We start from the raw sequence: 4038 nt of genomic DNA on the forward strand, positions 1-4038 counted from the left end.
AGAGGCGTGCGGGGCCATGGATGGCCCCTCACGCCGGGCCCCCGGAGCAACGATGGAGCGAGGAGACCCCGGCGAAGCCGGGGCCGGATGCAGGGGCAAGCCTTCTTGGTTACTTCTGGGGCGACTGCCAGAAGTGACTCGCCGGGAGGCGAAACAGGGACTCGCAGCCCGTAATGCAGACATAGCCAATTCATTCGCCAAGGGCGACGTAGTTGCCCCGAATGGTTCGCGAGGCAGCCCTGCGGGCTGCTTGGCGATTGAAATCGCCCCCACAGTGCCGAGACCTCGGGTGGAAGGGTGAGAGAGCGAGGGGCTGGCCATTTGTCGCGGCGAGGACGTTGGGCTTCGCTTTGCTCAGCCACGACCTACAAGAGCCAAGCCCGAAAAGAGAAACGCCGCACCTTGTGAGTGCGGCGTTTTTTCTGCGGAGAAGAATGGGGCCCCGCAGGGGATGGACCGGGTAGGGCCATCCGGAAAGGGTTCAGCTCTTGCGCGGCATTTGCTTTGGCAGGTCTTTCCCGGCCTCGGGCACCTTGGGGTGGAGGATGGCCTGGCGCAGTTTTTCGTAGTCGTCGTATGGCAGGCCGCTGCGGCTGAGCATTTCCAGGGCGAACTGCTTCACCTCGGCGTCGGTATAGGGGCGTTGATCGGGTTCGGGTTGGCTGACGCAGCCAGCGAGGACCAGTGCCATTACGGTCAGCGCAAGGATGTGTGCGTGCTTCATGGGTGTCCCCGAGCGGTGTTGGTGAGTGCGTGTAGGCTACCAACGCCCAGGGGCGGGAAAAAATCACCGCAGCTGATAATGACTATTTCGTTACCCGCAAGGATGCGCGGTTGCGGTGGACGGATCGCGCGGCTAATCTTCGGATTCTTATAAGTCATCCGATGATTGGATGTTTGTCATGCCTGCAGCTTCCCTCAAGCGTTCCCTGGTGGACATTGCCCTGGAGCAGATCCGCCGACGTATCGATGACGGCACCTGGCCCCTGGGCCAGCGCCTGCCGGCGGAACCCGAACTGGCCGAGATCATCGGCATCAGCCGCAACACCGTACGCGAGGCGGTGCGGGTGCTGACCTTTTCCGGCGTGCTGGAAGTGCGCCAGGGCGACGGCACCTATGTGCGTGCCTGCGCCGACCCGCTGGCGACCATGCTCACGCTGGCCCGCAGTTCGGTGGAACAGGCCCTGGAAGCGCGGGGGATGATCGAGATCGAGGCTTCGCGCCTGGCTGCCCTGCGCCGCACCGAGGAGGACCTGGCCGCCCTGCGCGTGGCCCTGGCCGCCTCCGCCGCGCGCTCCAGCTTTGATGACCTGGAGGACTACATCGTCCACGACCTGGCCTTCCACCAGCGCGTGGTGGACAGCGCCCACAACCCGGTGCTCAGCGAGCTCTACCGCTACTTCTCCCAGGTGATCCGCGTCGGCCTGGAGCGCACCATCTCCGACCCCGAGCGGCCGCAGCCGAGCTTCGACCTGCACAGCCAACTGCTCGATGCCATCGAACGCCAGGACGCGGACGCCGCCGCGGCGGCCAATCGCGCACTGTTGATCTGACCTGCGCCTTCTTTACGGAACTGCCCCATGACCACATCCCGCCCCCTGGATGACGCACCCGACATCCCGGCCTGCGCCCCCGAAGAACTGCTGATCGACGCCGAGGCCGACGACGAACCCCTGCCGCAGGCACTGCCCGGTAGCGCCGTGCTCCTGCTGGTGGGGCTGGTGATGGTGGCGCTCAACCTGCGCCCGGCGCTCTCCAGCCTGGCGCCCTTGCTCAACCTGGTGCGTGAGAACACCGGCCTCTCGGCTTCCGGCGCCGGTCTGCTGACCACCTTGCCGGTGCTCTGCCTCGGCCTCTTCGCGCCGCTGGCACCGATCCTCGCGCGGCGCCTGGGCAGCGAGCGGACCATCCTGCTGATTCTCCTCACCCTCGCCGCTGGCATCGTGCTGCGCAGCTTGTTCCCGTTGGCGGGGCTGTTCCTCGGCAGCCTGCTGGCCGGGGCCAGCATCGGCATCATCGGCGTACTGCTGCCGGGCATCGTCAAGCGCGACTTCCCCCATATCGCTGGACTGATGACCGGCGTATACACCATGGCCTTGTGCCTGGGCGCGGCCCTGGCCGCCGGCGCCACCGTGCCCCTGGCCGAGCTGCTGGACGGCGCCTGGCAACCGGCTCTGGCCTTCTGGGCGCTGCCGGCCATCATCGCGGCGCTGATCTGGTTGCCCCAGGCGCGCCAGGGCCAGCACGCGCACCGCCAGGCCTACAAGGTGACCGGTCTGTGGCGCGACCCGCTGGCCTGGCAGGTGACCCTCTACATGGGCCTGCAATCCTCCCTGGCCTACATAGTCTTCGGTTGGCTGCCTTCGATCCTGATCGATCGCGGCCTGAGCGCCGTGGAGGCGGGGCTGGTGCTGTCCGGCTCGGTGATGGCCCAGCTGATCACCGCCCTCGGCGCGCCCTGGCTGGCCACCCGGGGCCGCGATCAGCGTCCCGCCGTGCTGCTGGTGATGGGCCTGACCCTGGCCGGGCTGCTGGGCATGCTCTACGCGCCGCTGTCCGGTATCTGGGGCTGGGCCGTGGTGTTGGGCCTGGGGCAGGGCGGGACCTTCAGCATCGCCCTGGCCCTGATCGTGCTGCGCTCGCGGGACGCCCATGTCGCCGCCAACCTCTCCGGCATGGCCCAGGGCGTGGGCTACACCCTGGCCGCCATGGGCCCGCTGCTGGTGGGCGTGGTGCACGACCTGACCCACGGCTGGAGCGCAGTGGGGATCATCTTTGTGGTCATCAGCCTGGCCGCCACCGCTTTCGGCCTGGGTGCCGGGCGCAATCTGTATGTGGGTGCCCGCAGCGAGCATCTTTGAAGGCTGGTGATGGCTGTTCAAGGGAAGAGGTGTTCGTAGATACCATCTCTCCGATCAGATGCAACCGACCCTTTCAGGTCGGTTGCGGCTGATAGGGTGTCTGCGTCTTGAGCACACCATAGGCAATCTGCAGCAGCTTGCGCATGGCCGCGCCCAGGGCGCTCATCTTGGCTTTCCCGCGTGCCAGCAGACGCTGGTAAAGCGCTTTGACCGTGGGATTGTGCTGTTTGGCCACAATGGCCCCCATGTAGAGCTTGGCCCGCAGCCGAGGCTGCCCCGCTTTGGTCAAGCGTGGTTTGCCTTTTACCGACGTCCCCGAGTCCCAGGGGCGTGGAACCAGGCCCGCATAGGCCGCGCATTGTCGGGCACAGCCAAAGTCGCGGCTGTGCAGAAACGCCAGCAGGTGGCGGGAAAGGACATCCCCGATGCCCTGGATGCTCCGCAGCAGCTCCCGGTTGCGTTTGAGCTGGTCGTGCCGGTCGATGTGGTCGTCGATCTCCTGCTTCAGGCGTTCGGCCTCCTGACGCAGGGCACTGAGCATCGTATCGATGGAGGCCACTACGCTGAGGCTGGCCTGACTGACCTCGGCTTTTTCCCGCCGGTTCAGTTCGCGCTGGAGGTCCTCCTGCAACGCCTCATACCGCACGATCATCGCTTTCAGCTCGCGGATCTCCCGCGCCTCCGGCAACCAGCGTCGGGCCTTTTGGGTCGCGCCAAAACGGGCGAGCACCAGGCTGTCCTGCTTGTCCGTCTTACCGCGAATACCCAGGCTGCGCGCATATTCGCGGACTTGCGCCGGGTTCAGGACGAAGACCTGAACGCCACGGTCGTGCAGGTAATACGCCAAGGATTCGTGGTAGACCCCGGTGGCCTCAAGGAACACCTTCAGTTCCCCGGCGGCAACGCCACTGTGGGTGCAGCACCACTCGATCAAGGCGGCAAAGCCGTCTACTTGATTGGTAAATACCTTGGTCTTGACCTTCAGACTGTCCGGGTCGCGTAACCACAGACAGTCGAGCTTTTGCTTGCTGACATCGATTCCAATAACCGCCATCTCTCGATCCTTGCCTTGTTCATGCAGCCTCACTCCGGTGGAGGGGCTTGGATACCATTCAGGAGTTGGAGAAGAGGGCCGGGAGCACAATCTACGAAACAGAGTCGAGCTCTCAGGATGGGA

4 protein-coding genes are annotated in these 4038 nt (G+C 65.4%); 2 read left to right on the forward strand and 2 right to left on the reverse strand.

The window, feature by feature from the left end; translation table 11 throughout:
• Positions 1–481 precede the first annotated feature (481 nt).
• Positions 482–724 carry a hypothetical protein gene (locus E8F11_RS00535; RefSeq protein ID WP_280286851.1) on the reverse strand — a complete coding sequence of 81 codons (243 nt, stop codon included), beginning with the start codon at positions 722–724 and terminating at the stop codon, positions 482–484.
• Between the two features lie 178 nt (positions 725–902).
• On the opposite strand from E8F11_RS00535, the gene E8F11_RS00540 reads away from it, so the two are divergent.
• Complete coding sequence (locus E8F11_RS00540) at positions 903–1553, forward strand: FadR/GntR family transcriptional regulator (RefSeq protein ID WP_280286852.1); 651 nt, start codon at positions 903–905, stop codon at positions 1551–1553.
• Between the two features lie 27 nt (positions 1554–1580).
• Positions 1581–2861, forward strand: a complete 1281-nt coding sequence (locus E8F11_RS00545; RefSeq protein ID WP_280286853.1) for a CynX/NimT family MFS transporter — start codon at positions 1581–1583, stop codon at positions 2859–2861.
• A 73-nt stretch (positions 2862–2934) separates the two neighbouring features.
• Here E8F11_RS00545 and E8F11_RS00550 read toward each other — a convergent pair whose 3' ends face one another.
• Positions 2935–3915: an IS110 family transposase gene (locus E8F11_RS00550; RefSeq protein WP_280286854.1), complete on the reverse strand. Its 981-nt coding sequence runs from the start codon at positions 3913–3915 to the stop codon at positions 2935–2937.
• Positions 3916–4038 lie beyond the last annotated feature (123 nt).

It is taken from the genome of Pseudomonas sp. BN417, assembly GCF_029871205.1.
In the GTDB taxonomy this organism is placed as follows: Bacteria; Pseudomonadota; Gammaproteobacteria; order Pseudomonadales; family Pseudomonadaceae; genus Metapseudomonas.